Genomic DNA, 15909 nt, shown 5'->3' with positions numbered 1-15909 from the left:
ATTATACTTTTTATTTTGACACATCTTCCTATTCATTCAATCAATATGGATACCAATAAGAAGGCCAAGTTTTGAATCTACTGACACGCAGAAAATGATTAATAACATTATACCATATATCCATTTGATTATCATTTGGTTAAATGCAGAATTAGGATCATTTTTCCTCTGCTTATATCTCATTATTATAATACTAATAAAATTGTATGAGTTATGAAAAAATTTCAATGTACTTCCCTATTGATAAGTGTACTACTGCTATTAGGCTTATTAAGCTGTGAAAATAAGAAGGTCTATTCACCGGTCACAGCATTTACTTATTGCGATGATGCTTATATGAGCAACCATGTAGAAGATAAACTTTCGTTTGCACGTTGTTTCATGGACTTTGTGCAATATCCTAACGATTGGACTAAATTGGGTTTGAAAGGGAAAGTAAAAACTATCCATTCGGACGAGAAGGGACTGGTTACCGGATTGGAATTTGATGAATTCGGCCATGTGACCATGCAAGGCAGAGTTCTGGGAAGAAGATACGGCGATGCGCTCGAATTTGAATATCAAGACGGCAGACTGCAAAAAGCAATAAACCGCAGAGCACGCTCACTGCAAACCTTTCTGTACAATGAAGCCAATCAATTGACAATTAGCAAATCAGAACAATACGAAAAGCAGTATACGTATTATGAGAACGGTATGCTGAAAAATGTATCTGTAGCCAAGACCTATGACCGGGACGGAATATTGAATATGGATTGCGATGAAACAGGACGAGTACTGGCTTTGCGTATGTGGGCAACACACCCGATAGTCAGCACGTTAGTTGAGACAGATTTTACCTACGAATATAATTCCGATGGGCTATGCAACGTAAAATATGGAAAGGCATTTATTGAAGAACGGGGCATTCATATCGGTAAAGATTATTTCTATATCACTGATTCGCTATTCACCACCAGCCGATACACTTACAACGACAGGCATGACATCGTGAAGTGGGAAGAGGAATATTCCACCAGTAAGAAAGAAATCAGTGGCAATTTCACTGTGGAATTTTCTTATGAATACGATGAACAAGGAAATTGGACCAGCCGTATAGCCACTCCCTCGTCGGAAGATGTACTCAAACTGCTGTATCAAAAAAATTCGTTCGTAATGGAAAACGGAAAACCGGCCTCCAAACTGGAACGGAACATCGAGTATTATTCGGAAGAAGACATCAAAATGGCTAAAGAACTGGCTGAACAGAAAGCACAGAACAAAGAAGAAGCCATGAGTGCCCGTTCGTTATTCCAACTTGCCGGAGCTGTGAAAAACGTGACAATCACTCAAACATCGGCCGAAGGAAACACGATGGCGGATATGGACTGTTTCCGTACAGGAACTATCAAAGCTGCTTTTGATGAAAAAGGAATGTTAGAAGCCATTTCTTACTCTGCAGGGCCGGTAGACTATCGCTTCACATCCAAAGATGGAAAATACATGTGCGATGCCAAAGAAACCATCTGGCAATATCCTGCTTACCTCAGATATGATGTCCAAGGGAATACTTTCCATATCTTTGCTTGTCTGAATTCCAAAGACGGAAATAAAGGAAACAGAGAGACTGAGATATTCAGCATGACCTACGATGATGAAAAAGAACGCATCGTCAGTACTTCGGATATGTTTGCTGGTGAATTAATGGGTTATGCGGGAGGCAACCTACTGAACTCTACTTACCATTACAAAGGTTTTTCTCGTATGCCTTCATCCATATCAGTAAGCATGCCTTTCGGCGGTGACGAATATTTCTTTGAGTTTCAGCCAGTATATAGTAATGTAGACGAACAAGGAAATTGGCAGAATGCTCAATTTATGAATGATGGGAAAGTAATGTATGAGCAGAAGAGAGAAATCACATATTATTAATAGACAATAAAATGGTTAATGCCTGTAATAGTTAATGATATCAGTGTTGTATAATAACGTGAGTTCGATATAAAATTAGAAAATAGCCAGTTGTCCGTCATTGACAAAGTTTACATCAATGGCGGGCTTTTTTTCAAAAAAACAATATGCTGCTATAGCCGACAAAGAGTTGGCTATAAAGTTATTGAACGAACGATGTCTGGAATGTTCTATCTGTGCAATGTTCTTCAGCTCGTCATTGACCGTTTCAATCAAGGCCCTTTTTCTGAGCAGGATCTTGTCGGCAATGCTCATCAGCGAGTTCTTCATATTGTTTTTAACTTTAGTGACAAGCTGAATGCCATTAAGGAAAAGGTTCTCGAAGAGAGCCTGGCCAATATATCCCTTGTCAGCACATAGTTTTCCTTTGATGTTTTCCAGAAACTTACCCTGCTTCAAAGGCTCCCGGTCATCCACGTTTCCAGGAGTAAACATAAAATTGAGGATTTCCCCTTTGTCATTGATTATCAGATGTAGTTTGAATCCGAAGAACCATCCCATAGAACATTTTCCACGCTCGGCAAGTCCTTCAAATGTCTTATGAATAAGGATTCTTTGGTTACGGCAGACACGTAAAGGAGTGGAGTCGACAAAACTGATGCCGGTACAGGTTCCCAGCAGGACTTTCTTGATGAAGATGGTCATAGGAAGCAGCACTTCCTTCTCCAGTTCCACAAAACGGTTATAAGAAACCTGACGCGGAAAAAGGTGTTTCAGATGTTTACAGACATATTCCTTGTAGTAATGCTTGAAACAGCGAAAACCACCGGAGTGAAACAGGATTAGAATAACCATAATCTCAGCATCATTCATACGGTTAGGCTTGTTACGATGCCTGGTTTTCTTATCCTCAATCATATATTTTTCCTGTTGCAATGTAAATTCCTTGCAAAAATCATCGGCCATACAATAAATCTCTGTAACTTTAGACTCTGGAAACATAGTGGTAATCGTTTAAATCTTATAATTCAGCACTATAAATTTAATACTTTTATCGCTATGTTTCTAATTATCACTGAAATATATTTATTTTTATTTCGAACTCACGTTATAATAAGTATTAAAAGAGGCTAACAGCCAGTTCCCCAGCCAGCTTAAAATTAATCTGACTGGGGAATCCTTATTTTCAATTTCCACCAACAAGCTTATCAAACACCTCCATATTCAGAACACATCAGCTATTTGTCCCGCTTAAAGCAACACTATGCCCAGCTTAAAGCCATACTTTTCCCAGCTTAAACAACTGCTTTCTCCAGCTTAAACGATTGCTTCTCCCAGCTTAAAGAAAAGACAACCTTGCAGCTGACTTTTCCTGATTTAGATAGACAGTTTTTTTGCTTTATAAACTGAAGCAGTAGACACTCCACAGAATGGTATCCTAAGAAAGTAGACGCTTTGCGGAAAAGCTCCATAAAAGGGTAGACATAATGTAAAAGGTCATACGATGCTTTGTTGAAAAGCTCAACATCAGTCTGCATTTCCACACGCTCCCTTCAATCGCTCCAGGTGGCAGAAGAGCAGATGGCCGTCGCCGTCGTGCAGGTGCATGCCATTGCCCTCACAGTAGCGAAAGAAGGAACAGTCGGCACAAGGGCCGGTCTTTGTCCAACTGCGGTCGCGGAAGGGCTGGAAGCGGTGTTGCCACACATCCATAAAGTCGTCGCGGTAGATGTTGCCCTGGTGGTAGTCCGCACGGATGCTGGGACAGGCGGAAATGGAACCGTCTGCCAGGACAGAGGCCACGCTGATGCCGGCGTTACAGGTATAGAAACCATCGCGTACCTCACCCTCGTAATTGCCGAGAAAGCCCTCGCAGCCGTAACTGACACACAGTTTGTCTTCGTGACGGGTACGGGCGATGAAGTCCATCAGCCCCTTGAAGTCGCGATCATCCAACTGAAACTCGGGATAGTGGGCGGCACGCCCCACGGGAAAGATGGTGAACAGACGCCAGCGGCGGACACCGGCCTCATAGAGGACATCCTTCAGTTGCTCCAGACGAAGATAGTTACGGCGGTTGACACAAGTCACCACGTCCCACTTCACGTCCCGCTCCTGTGCCAACAGGCGAATGGCATTCATCGCACGGTCGTAGCTGTCGGGATGGCCGCGCAACCAATTATGGTCATCGGCAAAGCCGTCAAGACTGACGGTGATGGCGTGAAGCCCTGCGGCCAGGAGACTTTGCAGCCGTTCGGCGGTAAGAAAGAGACCATTGGTCACCATTCCCCAAGGATAACCGCGGCGGTAAAGGGCCAAGCCCACTTGCTCCAAGTCGTCGCGTACCAGCGGTTCACCACCCGTAATGACGATGTTCACCTCATGCGGATTGACGTGAGGCGTCAAGCTGTCCACCACACGCAGAAAGTCCTCGGCAGGCATATCGGGAATATCCGTAGTGCGCTTGCAATCACTACCACAATGTTTGCAATGGATGTTGCACCGTTGTGTGCATTCCCAAAAGAGCTGCTTCAGCGGATGCAGAGCCTTCTGGTTCTCCCGCATCCGGCGGAATACCTCCAGTGCCAAACGCTTGCGCAAGGAAAGCCGTTCTACAGACTTCTTCATGGCTGTTGCCGTTTCTCCAACTCAAAGTTCACTTCCTGACTATCACTACCCTGATACCAACCTTCACCGCCCTGCGGAGCCATCTCAACGGTGGCTGAGTCGGCCTTGAGCGCACCCGAAGGATCTTCGCACACCACACGGAAGCGATCAATCACCGTCATCTCGTTTTGGTAGAGGTAGTTACCATCCTTGTCGGTCTGCAAGGTGTCGAAGGCCTGCGGAGGGAATGTCTCGTCGGACTTCCATTGCAGGGGCTTCACGATGATGCGGGCACCCTCGACGGCGGCTTTCGTGTCCTGGTCCGTAACCTTGCCCTTGATTTCATACTTGGCATAAGGAGTGCCGTATTCTACTCCCGGTTCATCCGACGAGTCGCAGGAAGTGTAGCCCAGCAGGGCCAGTGTGCCGGACAGAAGGCCGTTGCAAATCTTCAGCCAGCGGACGTTCAACGATTTCTTTTTCATGTCATTAACTTTTAGGGTTACATTAAGTAAATGCACCTCTACCCGATTTACTGCATCTGTTTCCCTGATTTTTCGATGCGAATGCGTGCATCCACCGCGATGACATGCTTGTCCGTGGCAAGCAGAGGGTTGATATCCATCTCCTTAATTTCCGTGGCGAAGCGCAGGAGGGTGGAGAGACGCACAATGATTTCGGCAAACTTATCCTCGTTGACGCCCTTCTGACCGCGCGTGCCCTTGATAATCTTGTAGGCACGGAGGGAACGGATCATGGAGTAGGCTTCTTCGTAGGACAGCGGGGCAAGACCGGACGATACGTCCTTCAGCACCTCGACGAAGATTCCGCCCAGACCGCAGAGTACCACATGGCCGAATTTCTCCTCGTATTTGGCGCCAATGAACAGCTCCGTACCCTTCAGCATAGGTTGCACCATGACGGCGGTTACTTCGGGCAACTGCATCATGCGATCGAATTCCAGTGCCAGATGCTGCTCGCTCTTGATGTTGAGCACCACGCCGCCGATGTCCGACTTATGGACGGGGCCTACGACCTTCGCCACCACGGGGAAGCCTGCGCGGCGGGCAAAAGCCAGCACTTCTTCCTTCTTCGAAGAGACGAACTCGTCCACCAGTGGGATGCCCGCCGAGCGGAGCAGCGCCTGTACCTGATGGGGCGGGATGTAGCCGTCGTCGGCGATGGAGTCGATGATGCGGCGGATGCGCGGCACGTCGACGCCGAACAGCTCGATTTCGTTGGCTGCGGGGCGGGGTACGTTCATGATGCGCGTCAGCATGGTGCCCAGCGTCACCTCGTCGGCAAAGTTCACGTGGCCCTTCTTCAGGAAGTCCGCCACCTCGGCACCGGCTGTGTTGATGGAGGGCAGGATGGGGAAAATGGGCTTGCGGCAGGTCTGCATCGCCTCGTGCAGCACGTCGTACATCTCGAACATTGTCACCAGCCCCGGCGTACCGAAGATGGCCATCACGGCGTCGATGTCCTCAAACTTGTTCTCGCAGTAGTCCAAGCAGAGTTTCAGGTGCTCGGGCGTGCCCGTGGCAAGGATATCAATGGGGTTGCCCACGGAGGCGCCGGGATAAAGTTGTGCTTTCAGTTCGTCCGCCAAGGGCCCCGAGAGGTGCGGCACGTTCAGTCCGCCCTTACTCAGGGCGTCGGTCAGCATGACGNGAGCTGGCCGCCCGGCTGCCGCTCTCGCTGCTGCCGCTCTTGATGGCGGCGATGCGGCAGCCTTTCTTGATGAGCGACGAGGCGTGGAACAGCAGGCGGTCAGGGTCGCCGATGCTCTCGATATAGAGCAGCTTGATATGTGAGTCGCGGTCAGGATCGAAGTTCTCGTCCATATACTGAAGCACGTCCTCCACGCCTATCTGCTTGGCGTTGCCCACCGACCAGACGGAGCAGAAGGGCAGGCCCTTGGTGACGGCGCTTTCGAGGATGAACACCGCCGTAGCGCCCGAGCTAGAAATGAGGTCCACGCCCTGCGGATGGAGCTGCGGGATGGGCTGGCTGAAGACGCTGTGGTGCCACGCGTTCATGTAGCCGATGCAGTTGGGGCCGATGAGCGAGGCGCCGTAGCGGTTGACGGTCTCGAGGATGCGGTCCTCCAGCAGCGCCCCCTCGTGCGTTTCCTCGCCGAAGCCGGCGGAGAGGATGATGAAGGCGCGCACGTGCTTCTCGGCCGCCAGCGTCTCCACCGCGTCGGGGCACAGCGGGGCGGGGATGGCCAGGATGGCCAGGTCAGTATCGGGAATATCCTTCACGTCGGCATAGGCGCGGATGCCTTGCACTTCCTGTTCTTTGGGGTTGACGGCGCGCAGCTCGCCTGTGTAGCCGCCACTAATGAGGTTTTTCAGGATAGCCCCTCCGGGCTTGTGGACATTGTTGGACGCACCGACCACGACGATGCTCGCGGGGTGCAGCAGTTGACTTGTTATCATAACCACATGTTTTTATTGGTTCCACCCGCAAAGTTAGTAATTAAACCGAAATAGCCAACCATCAGCGCTCTTTCTGCTTAACTTCAGTCCCGTCACAGCTTAACTTCTCTGCCTTCACGCTTTCACCGCTATCTTTCACGGGAAGCTGCTCATAGAAAGCAGTTTGTATACCTGTGAAAGCGTGAAGGCAGAAACAGACAAACTGCTTTCCTTTGTTTATCCCGGCTTCTCCAACGATCAACTTTAGCCCGCTAACTATCTACTTTGGTCCGCTAACTATCCACTTTAGCGCTCTAAAGTCCATAGTTAGCGAGTCCAAACTGCCCGGTTAGAGAGATTTTTTCCCCACTGGGGAAAAAACGTCTGTTTTCTAGTGATGTCACGCTACGCTTCGTCAGGGTGTCGGCCTACGTTTCATAAAGGTGCCACGCTGCGCTTCGTAATGTAGTAACGAAACGGTTATAGAATAGTGACAAGCAAACCTTGTATTTATCCGTGAAATTGCATATATTTCGGGACTTAATAATTTGAGAACCATTAAAACGCGTATCCGACCGGAAGCGTATGAATAGTGAAATCTTTAATTCATTTCCTTTATGAGAAAGTCATTTGTAATCTATTTGGTATTGTGTACTTCCCTTTATGCGAAAGCGCAGTATGTATCTGTTGACACAACGAAGTTGGCTCAGGCCTATGCCGCATGGCAGCAGGAGAGCTCACCAGCCAACCAACGGGTCTTTTTCGATGCCTTCCCCAAAAATTGGATGGAGTTCATCGCGACCTATCAATACGGAGCACCTTTCTATGACAGGGCCAACAAGCATGTACACGCTTTGGGGGAAATGGCAAAGGCGATACCGACGGATGAATACTGCGAACGTCTGGTAAACCTTTGCATCGGCGGCGAATTGGATGCAGATGCCCCCAACTATCTTAGAGAGTTGGTGGGTGAGGCATTGTCTGCCGACGGCGAAAGCCGGAAGGGGATTTTCACCTGTTTATCCCGAGTGCGTATCGGGCATCGTTTTCAGTTCTGGTTCTTTTACTGGTCGAACATCGTCCGTTCACGGACATTGGAAGCGGAGTTCGCCGATCTGTATGCGTATGCGAAGGAGGCGTATCCCGCAGAAGCCGTTATCATGGCCGATGCGTATAAGTATGCGTATAACGGAGTAAACTTTATGACGGAGGGCTACCGCAAATAGCAGAAAACAGTGTTTTACCAATCAGAAAAGAGGCTGTCTCAAAATTAAAAACAGAGATAAGTTTACTTACAATTTATAAGCTACAACATAAAAACCTCCTGCTTTTAGTCCTATAATTGCAATAAATAAGGGCTAAAGCAGGAGGCTTTTTATTACTAAGTTTCAATCTGTAAGATTATTACTTTTGAATTTCTATTTTGAGACAGCCTCTTTTCTCTTCTATCGGACGAAGCGCCCGTCAGTCATTCCGGTCCTGACTCTGCGACACGTACTCGAATTGGGCATTGAAACGCATGTCCCAGTCGATGCCGCCAGCATCCGTCACTTCCACGACATAACCGCCCAGCTCCTTCTCAACACCGTTGATATACGCCTCGGGGTGCAGTTCTTCTACCTTCGTTATCACGTTTGCCGGCAGGATGCCCGTCGGCAGCGGACTGAAATAACACTCGATGTTCGTCCATTCGCCGTCTTCATCAAATTCCATGTCTGTACCGTCAGACAGTTTCACCTGATATTCCTTGCGTCCGTCCTCCTTCTCCTGAACGATGGAAAGGATGTCGGCACTAGGGAAATAGTTCTCGATAAACGAACGGGCCTCGCCGGGCAGCTCGCCAAAATCGATTTTCTTTTCATCGTCGCAACTTGACAACATCCATACTCCCAGCAAAATGGGGAGAAACGCTAATAACTTTCTTACATTCATAATCATTCTCTTTTTTAAATTCAAATATTCTCTTTTATACTTCTCTGACTTACAATATGCGAAAGAACTCTGAATGCACCATCCTTCGTCTTTCGAATTGTTTTACACAACAAAGATAGAGGGGTAAATCTGGAAAGAATTGGGAAAATGATGGAAAAAACGTATCTTTGCCGCATATTATTCAGTCACATAAAGAGAAACAACAATATGGAGAAAAAGTTCAAACGTACTACCGTGACATCGGCCTTGCCCTATGCCAACGGTCCCGTCCACATCGGACACCTGGCCGGCGTCTACGTCCCCGCCGACATCTACGTGCGCTACCTGCGCCTCAAGAAGGAAGACGTCATCTTCATCGGCGGAAGCGACGAGCACGGTGTACCCATCACCATCCGCGCCAGGAAGGAAGGCTGCACGCCGCAGGACATCGTAGACCGCTACCACACGCTGATCCGCGACTCGTTCAAGGAATTCGGCATCTCGTTCGATGTCTACGGACGCACCACCTCCGAGATACACCACCAGACGGCTTCCGACTTCTTCCGCCGCCTCTACGACAAGGGCGAATTCATCGAGAAGACCTCCATGCAATACTACGACGAGGAAGCCAAGACCTTCCTGGCCGACCGCTACATCACCGGCGAATGCCCCCGCTGCCACGCCGAAGGTGCCTATGGCGACCAGTGCGAGAAGTGCGGCTCCACGCTGAGCCCCACGGAGCTCATCAACCCCAAGAGCGCCATCAGCGGCAGCAAGCCCGTCATGAAGGAAACCAAACACTGGTACCTCCCGCTGGACAAGCACGAGGGCTGGCTGCGCAAGTGGATTCTGGAAGACCACAAGGAGTGGCGTCCCAACGTCTATGGCCAGTGCAAGTCGTGGCTCGACATGGGTCTGCAGCCGCGCGCCGTGAGCCGCGACCTCGACTGGGGTATCCCCGTGCCCGTAGAAGGCGCCGAGGGCAAGGTGCTCTATGTGTGGTTCGACGCCCCCATCGGCTACATCAGCAACACCAAGCAGCTGCTGCCCGACTCGTGGGAGAAGTGGTGGAAAGACTCTGAGACACGCCTCATCCACTTCATCGGCAAAGACAACATCGTCTTCCACTGCATCGTCTTCCCCGCCATGCTGAAGGCAGAAGGCTCGTACATCCTGCCCGACAACGTACCCTCGAATGAGTTCCTCAACCTCGAAGGCGACAAGATATCGACCTCGCGCAACTGGGCCGTCTGGCTGCACGAATACCTGCAGGACTTCCCCGGCAAGCAGGACGTGCTGCGCTACGTGCTCACCGCCAACGCACCCGAAACGAAGGACAACGACTTCACGTGGAAAGACTTCCAGGCACGCAACAACAACGAGCTGGTAGCCGTCTATGGCAACTTCGTGAACCGTGCCCTGCAGCTCACCAAGAAATACTTCGACGGCGTGGTGCCCGCCTGTGGCGAACTGACTGACTACGACCGCGACACGCTGAAGGAATTTGCCGACGTGAAGAGCGAAGTGGAGAAGCTGCTCGACGTCTTCAAGTTCCGCGACGCGCAGAAGGAAGCCATGAACCTGGCCCGCATCGGCAACAAGTACCTGGCCGACACCGAACCGTGGAAGCTCGCCAAGACCGACATGGGCCGCGTACAGACCATCCTGCACATCGCCCTGCAGCTGACGGCCAACCTGGCCATCGCCTTCGAACCGTTCCTGCCCTTCAGCAGCGAACGCCTGCGCCACATGCTGAACATGGAAAGCTTCGACTGGGCCAACCTGGGCCGCACCGACCTGCTGCCCGCCGGACACCAGCTGGGTACGCCCGAACTGCTGTTCGAGAAGATTGACGACGAGGCCATCCAGGCACAGGTGGACAAGCTGCTGGCCACCAAGAAGGCCAACGAGGCAGCCAACTACAAGGCCAACCCAGTAAAGCCCGTCATCCCCTTCGAAGACTTCGAGAAGCTGGACATCCGCGTAGGTACCGTACTCGAATGCTCGGCCGTACCCAAGATGAAGAAACTGCTTCAGTTCAAGATTGCCGACGGTCTGGAGAACCGCACCATCGTGAGCGGCATCGCCCAGCACTACAAACCCGAAGAGCTGGTAGGCAAGCAGGTGCTGTTCATCGCCAACCTGGCTCCGCGCCAGTTCAAGAACGGCCTCGTCAGCCAGGGCATGATCCTCTCTGCCGAAGACTACGACGGCTCGCTGGCCGTCACCTCCGTATTGCGCGAGGTAAAGCCGGGTAGCGAAGTGAAATGATAACCAGCGGTTAGCGGTGAGTGGTGAGCGGTGAGTAATCGTCCGCATGGATACTAACCACTCACCACTAACCGCTTACCGCTAACCATGCACGTATGAGCCAAAGCACACTGAAAGAAAAAACCGCCAAGGGCCTGTTCTGGGGCGGGCTCAGCAACGGCCTGCAGCAGGTGCTGAACCTTGTCTTCGGCATCTTCCTGGGACGTCTGCTGGACCGTAGCGACTACGGCATGGTGGGCATTCTGACTGTTTTCTCTGCCATAGCCGCCGCTCTGCAGGAGGGAGGATTCATCTCGGCGCTGACCAACCGCAGGAACGCTACGCACCGCGACTACAACGCCGTCTTTTGGTTCAGCTTTCTGTGCAGTGTCACGTTCTATCTCATCCTGTTTCTGTGCGCTCCGCTCATTGCCCGTTTCTTTGGCATCGCGGAACTGGTACCCTTGTCGCGCCTGCTCTTTCTGGGCTTCGTCATTTCCAGCCTGAGCATCGCTCCGCGGGCCTGGCTGTTCAAGAACCTGAAGATTCGAGAAACCACCATTATTTCCCTCACCGCTCTAAGCATATCGGGCGTAGTAGGCATCACGCTGGCTGCCAACGGATTCGCTTACTGGGGATTGGCTTTTCAGTCCCTGTCCTTCGTCACGATGGTCACCCTGCTCAACTTCTACTTCTCCCGCTGGAGGCCCAGCCTGCACATCGATTTCCGCCCCATCCGCGAGATGATAGGCTTCAGCAGCAAGCTGATAATAACGAATGTCTTTACCATTCTCAACAACAACCTCTTCTCCGTCGTACTGGGCAAGTTCTATTCGCCCAAGGAAGTGGGCGACTTCACGCAGGCCAACAAATGGAACGGCATGGGCCATACGCTCATTACCAATATGATCAATGGCATTGCCCAACCTGTCTTTACCAGCATTGCCGACGACCGCGAACGCCAGCTCAACGTCTTCCGCAAGCTGCTCCGCTTTACCGCTTTCATATCCTTTCCTGCCATGTTCGGCCTGAGCCTGGTATCCAAAGAGCTGATTGTCATCACCATCACCGAGAAATGGCTGTCGAGCGCGGCCATCCTGCAACTGCTTTGCGTGTGGGGAGCCTTCATCCCCATCACCAGCCTCTTTTCCAATCTGGTTATCAGCCGCGGGCATTCGTCCGTGTACATGTGGAACACCATCTGCCTGAGCCTGCTGCAGCTGGCAGCCGCCTGCACGATGTATCCCTTCGGCCTGGAATGGATGCTCCGCGTCTTTGTAGCGATACACATCGGCTGGCTGTTCGTCTGGCTGTGGTTCGTGCATCGCGAAATCGGCCTGACACTGAAACATCTGTTGAAGGACATCTCTCCCTATCTGTTGCTCTCGGCCCTGCTTACCGTGTCGGCCCATTACCTGACGCGTTCCATCGCGAATCTCTACCTCAGCATGGCCGTGAAGGTCGTTGGCGTAGCCGCCTTCTATGCCCTTGTGTTGTGGAAATTACAGTCCGTAATCTTCCGCGAGAGTGTACAATTTCTGTTGAAACGAAATAGGAAACCATGAGACGCATTGCCTACATCCTGTCTGCCTATACCGATGCCCCTCATCTGGCACGGCTGGTCGCCGCCTTGGACGACGGCGGAGCGGATTTTTATATCCATGTCGACCGCAAGGTAGACAGCCGTCCCTTCCATCGGTTGCTCGACGGAAAGGCGACATTCGTCCCTTCCCATTGGATCAGTTGGGGAGGCTGGCAGCAGGTGGAATACCAGAAAGAGCTGCTGGCAGCCGTGCTGCACAGCGGCCGCGACTACATGCGCGTGGTCTGCCTGAGCGGACAGGATTATCCCTTGTGGAGCAACATGCGTATCCGCCGCTACTTTGACGAACATCCCGACGCGGAATTCATCATGGGACTGAATCTTACCCGCTGCACCGACCGTGCCCAGCGTTCCAAAATCTGCTGTTATCACTTCTTCCGCGACCTGCCCTGGCGGAACCTCTGGTGGAAGAACAAACTGATAGTAGCCTCCCGCCTGCTGATGAAAGTCCTGCCCCTGCGCAAGCGTCCTTATACGTTTATCAATGGCCGCCAGGCCGACGTCTACTTCGGATCCGACTATTGGGCTGTCACCCTGCCCTGTGCCCGATACATCTACGAGAAACTCTGTTCCGAACAACAGTTGGTACGCTACTTCCGCACCAGCTTTGTGCCCAGTGAACTCTGTATTCAGACGCTGGTATTCAACTCGCCCTTCGCCCGTCATGCTCTCCTATACAAGGGTGATTATCCCGGCCTTTCAGGACTGACACCGCTGCACTATATCGAATACGGACATGCCATCAAGACTCTGACCCTCGAAGATCTTCCTGCCTTGTATCGTTCCGACAAGATGTTCTGCCGAAAGGTCGTAAGCAGTGTTTCGGACAGGTTGGCGGATCAGATAGACCAAGACAGACAAACCTCCAAACTCCAGTGAGCCTATGCATATACTAATACTCCCCATGTATTACCCCGAGCCGGGTGCTCCTCCCCATCGCGGCTACATGTTCCGCGAGCAGGCCGTACAGATTGCCCGGACAGGGTGTCAGACAGGACTGGTCTACGTAGAGCAGCGCCTGCTGAAAGAACTGAGCTGGAAAACGTTCCGGCAGGAGAACCATTTCCAAGTGACGGAAGACGAAAGCGAACACGTGGTTACCCTGCGCATGCATGCCTGGAACCCCAAGCTGTCTACACGCATCGGTGCCATCATCTGGTCGTGGTTGACGCTGCGACTGGTAGGGATCTATATCCGTCGTCACGGCAAGCCCGACCTGATTCATGCCCACTTCGGTACCTGGGCCGGTTATGCCGCCCGGTTGGCCTACAAATGCTATGGCATCCCGTATGTCGTCACCGAACACGCCTCGTCCATCAACGGCGGGAAGGTGACACCCGGCCAGGCAACTACCTTGCGTACGGCCTACAAAGACGCCAGAAAGATTATTTGCGTGGGAACACAACTGAAGCAAAACCTTACGCCCTATCTGGACCGTCCGGACAAGGCCATCGTAATTCCCAACTTTGTCGATATCAGTACGTTCCGACCCAACGGGAAGCAGACAGAGAAGGAGAAGTCCTTTACTTTCGTCAGCGTAGGAAATCTAAGCAGACGGAAAGGGTTTGCAGAACTGATAGACGCTTTTGCCCGACACTTCTCCGACAAGCCTCATGTATCGCTTGTCATTGCCGGTGACGGCGAGGAAGAAGACAACCTGAGACAACAGATCCACGGGTTGCATCTGGAAGGGCAGATCAGTCTGGCCGGAAGACTTCCGCGCAAAGAGGTAGCTGACCTGTTAGCGCGCAGCGATGCATTCGTACTGGCTTCCTATGCAGAAACGTTCGGCATCGTCTTCATCGAAGCCATGGCTGCAGGACTGCCTGCCATAGGTACCGTTTGCGGCGGTCCCGAAGACATCATTACGCCGGAAAGCGGTTATCTGATCCGTTCTGGCGATGTACAGGCATTGGGCCAAAAGATGCAGGAGCTCTACGAGCACTATGAACAGTTTGACAAAGCGGCCATCCGCCGCTCGGTGGCCGAACGTTTTGATTTTGCCCAAGCCGGACAGAAACTGCTGAAAGTATATCAAGAAGCCATCCAAGGACATGAATAATAAGAGAATATTGAAAATAGCCGTAGTAGACTGCTCCGTATCGGGCCATCGGGAAACGTACTACCGGACCTTTGCCACTGTATGGGCCGAGATGGGCAATGAGGTGCTGCTGCTGGCTCCGCAACCGTCGGATACGAAAGAAGTGGCGGCCTTCCGTCAGATAGATGTTCGTCCGCTCCGCCCGCTCCCGACAAACCGTCCGTTGCAGAAGAAGCTCATCGTCCTACAGAATGCGGCCATCCGTCTGCGCAACCTGAAGTCGGTACGCAAGCAGTTGGATGATTTCCATCCGGACCTGGTCTTCTTTCCCTGCCTGGATGACATGTTACCCACGCTGGGGCCGATGTGTCTGTTCGACCGTCTGCTGCCTTACCGCTGGAGCGGCCTGCTGGTCCAGTCGGCCTTGCCCCGCTGGCAGAAGGGAATGCCCGACGTCCGTCCTTACCTGAGCAGTTCCCATTGTCTGGGCGTCGGTGTACTGAATGAATATTCGGCTGATGATTTGAAAGCCTTCCAACCACACGTGTGGTGCATGCCCGATTTTACCGACCTGTCGGCTCCCGACCCGTCTTATCCCTTGCTGCAAACGCTTCGGCAGCGGGCAGGCGGGCGGAAGGTTGTTTCCCTGTTGGGTTCCATCGGCATGCGGAAAGGAGTCACCCTGCTGCAGCAAGTCATCCCGCTGTTGCCCGAAGACGAATATTTCTTCCTCATTGCCGGCCGTTCGTGGCTGGACAAAGCAGAAACCTCTCGTCTGCGGTCGCTGGAATCCGGCCGTACGAATTGCCTATTCTCGCTGGAACGCATCCCTGATGAAGCCTGTTTCAATGCACTGGTTGCCGCCAGCGATGTCATTTTTGCCGTTTACCGGAACTTTACCGGAAGCAGCAACCTGCTGACCAAAGCGGCTGCTTTTCAGCGGCCGGTCATCGTCAGCCAAGGTGCCTGCATGGGATGGCGGGCAGAGAAATACGACATCGGACGCGCTATCGTGGAAACGGATGCCAACGCCTGCCGGAAAGCCATCGCGGACCTGTGCCACGACACAAAGGACCGTACCGAGGCCTACGACCGTTACCTGCAGCAACACAGCCTCACCCGCCTTCGTTCCTGCCTGGAAACGTTGCAGGAGAATTTGCTTGATAACCTGATTAAAACAACATAAA

General features: G+C 51.8%; 11 protein-coding genes and 1 pseudogene. 7 read left to right on the top strand and 5 right to left on the bottom strand.

All coding sequences use genetic code 11. The features are described from left to right. Positions 1-213 precede the first annotated feature (213 nt). A complete protein-coding gene (locus tag BQ7483_RS15560; protein ID WP_139247675.1) occupies positions 214-1911 on the top strand; it encodes a hypothetical protein in 1698 nt (565 codons plus the stop codon). Positions 1912-1986: 75 nt separating this feature from the next. On the opposite strand, the gene BQ7483_RS15555 is transcribed toward BQ7483_RS15560, so the two are convergent. The 4 genes and pseudogenes from BQ7483_RS15555 to BQ7483_RS15535 form a co-directional block, all read right to left on the bottom strand. Next, complete coding sequence (locus BQ7483_RS15555; RefSeq protein WP_072545396.1) at positions 1987-2892, bottom strand: IS982 family transposase; 906 nt, start codon at positions 2890-2892, stop codon at positions 1987-1989. Between the two features lie 525 nt (positions 2893-3417). Beyond that, complete coding sequence (locus BQ7483_RS15545; protein WP_072546517.1) at positions 3418-4518, bottom strand: TIGR04133 family radical SAM/SPASM protein; 1101 nt, start codon at positions 4516-4518, stop codon at positions 3418-3420. After that, positions 4515-4982: a radical SAM-associated putative lipoprotein gene (locus BQ7483_RS15540; protein WP_072546516.1), complete on the bottom strand. Its 468-nt coding sequence runs from the start codon at positions 4980-4982 to the stop codon at positions 4515-4517. The genes BQ7483_RS15545 and BQ7483_RS15540 overlap by 4 nt, the downstream gene beginning before the upstream one ends. Positions 4983-5029: 47 nt before the next feature. Continuing rightward, positions 5030-6938: pseudogene (locus BQ7483_RS15535) on the bottom strand (acetate--CoA ligase family protein). Between the two features lie 596 nt (positions 6939-7534). Between BQ7483_RS15535 and BQ7483_RS15525 the strand changes: the two are divergent. Continuing rightward, a complete protein-coding gene (locus BQ7483_RS15525; protein ID WP_072546514.1) occupies positions 7535-8143 on the top strand; it encodes a hypothetical protein in 609 nt (202 codons plus the stop codon). A gap of 238 nt (positions 8144-8381) precedes the next feature. On the opposite strand, the gene BQ7483_RS15520 is transcribed toward BQ7483_RS15525, so the two are convergent. Beyond that, on the bottom strand, positions 8382-8849 hold the full coding sequence (locus BQ7483_RS15520) for a PepSY-like domain-containing protein (protein ID WP_072546513.1): 468 nt from the start codon (positions 8847-8849) through the stop codon (positions 8382-8384). 207 nt (positions 8850-9056) lie between these two features. Here BQ7483_RS15520 and metG point away from each other — a divergent pair, with 207 nt between their 5' ends. From metG to BQ7483_RS15495, 5 genes are all read left to right on the top strand, one after another. Further along, complete coding sequence (gene metG / locus BQ7483_RS15515) at positions 9057-11099, top strand: methionine--tRNA ligase (RefSeq protein WP_072546512.1); 2043 nt, start codon at positions 9057-9059, stop codon at positions 11097-11099. Positions 11100-11194: 95 nt separating this feature from the next. Next, complete coding sequence (locus tag BQ7483_RS15510) at positions 11195-12643, top strand: lipopolysaccharide biosynthesis protein (RefSeq protein WP_072546511.1); 1449 nt, start codon at positions 11195-11197, stop codon at positions 12641-12643. Further along, positions 12640-13560, top strand: a complete 921-nt coding sequence (locus BQ7483_RS15505; protein WP_072546510.1) for a beta-1,6-N-acetylglucosaminyltransferase — start codon at positions 12640-12642, stop codon at positions 13558-13560. Before BQ7483_RS15510 ends, BQ7483_RS15505 begins: the two co-directional genes overlap by 4 nt. Before the next feature lie 4 nt (positions 13561-13564). Then, positions 13565-14743, top strand: coding sequence for a glycosyltransferase family 4 protein (locus BQ7483_RS15500; protein ID WP_072546509.1), 1179 nt, complete (start codon positions 13565-13567; stop codon positions 14741-14743). Next, positions 14736-15908, top strand: coding sequence for a glycosyltransferase (locus BQ7483_RS15495; RefSeq protein ID WP_235847383.1), 1173 nt, complete (start codon positions 14736-14738; stop codon positions 15906-15908). The genes BQ7483_RS15500 and BQ7483_RS15495 overlap by 8 nt, the downstream gene beginning before the upstream one ends. Position 15909: the final 1 nt, after the last annotated feature.

Origin of the sequence: Mediterranea massiliensis (genome assembly GCF_900128475.1) — a bacterium.
Taxonomy (GTDB): domain Bacteria; phylum Bacteroidota; class Bacteroidia; order Bacteroidales; family Bacteroidaceae; genus Bacteroides; species Bacteroides massiliensis_E.
This window is presented reverse-complemented; position numbering and strand designations above follow the sequence as displayed.

What these genes read in the sequence shown, in the direction of transcription:
- BQ7483_RS15505 (WP_072546510.1), top strand. Translation starts at nt 12,640, where the DNA reads ATGAGACGCATTGCCTACATCCTGTCTGCCTATACCGATGCCCCTCAT.
- BQ7483_RS15520 (WP_072546513.1), bottom strand. Translation starts at nt 8,849, where the DNA reads ATGAATGTAAGAAAGTTATTAGCGTTTCTCCCCATTTTGCTGGGAGTA.
- BQ7483_RS15555 (WP_072545396.1), bottom strand. Translation starts at nt 2,892, where the DNA reads ATGTTTCCAGAGTCTAAAGTTACAGAGATTTATTGTATGGCCGATGAT.
- BQ7483_RS15560 (WP_139247675.1), top strand. Translation starts at nt 214, where the DNA reads ATGAAAAAATTTCAATGTACTTCCCTATTGATAAGTGTACTACTGCTA.
- BQ7483_RS15545 (WP_072546517.1), bottom strand. Translation starts at nt 4,518, where the DNA reads ATGAAGAAGTCTGTAGAACGGCTTTCCTTGCGCAAGCGTTTGGCACTG.
- metG (WP_072546512.1), top strand. Translation starts at nt 9,057, where the DNA reads ATGGAGAAAAAGTTCAAACGTACTACCGTGACATCGGCCTTGCCCTAT.
- BQ7483_RS15495 (WP_235847383.1), top strand. Translation starts at nt 14,736, where the DNA reads ATGAATAATAAGAGAATATTGAAAATAGCCGTAGTAGACTGCTCCGTA.
- BQ7483_RS15500 (WP_072546509.1), top strand. Translation starts at nt 13,565, where the DNA reads ATGCATATACTAATACTCCCCATGTATTACCCCGAGCCGGGTGCTCCT.
- BQ7483_RS15540 (WP_072546516.1), bottom strand. Translation starts at nt 4,982, where the DNA reads ATGAAAAAGAAATCGTTGAACGTCCGCTGGCTGAAGATTTGCAACGGC.
- BQ7483_RS15510 (WP_072546511.1), top strand. Translation starts at nt 11,195, where the DNA reads ATGAGCCAAAGCACACTGAAAGAAAAAACCGCCAAGGGCCTGTTCTGG.
- BQ7483_RS15525 (WP_072546514.1), top strand. Translation starts at nt 7,535, where the DNA reads ATGAGAAAGTCATTTGTAATCTATTTGGTATTGTGTACTTCCCTTTAT.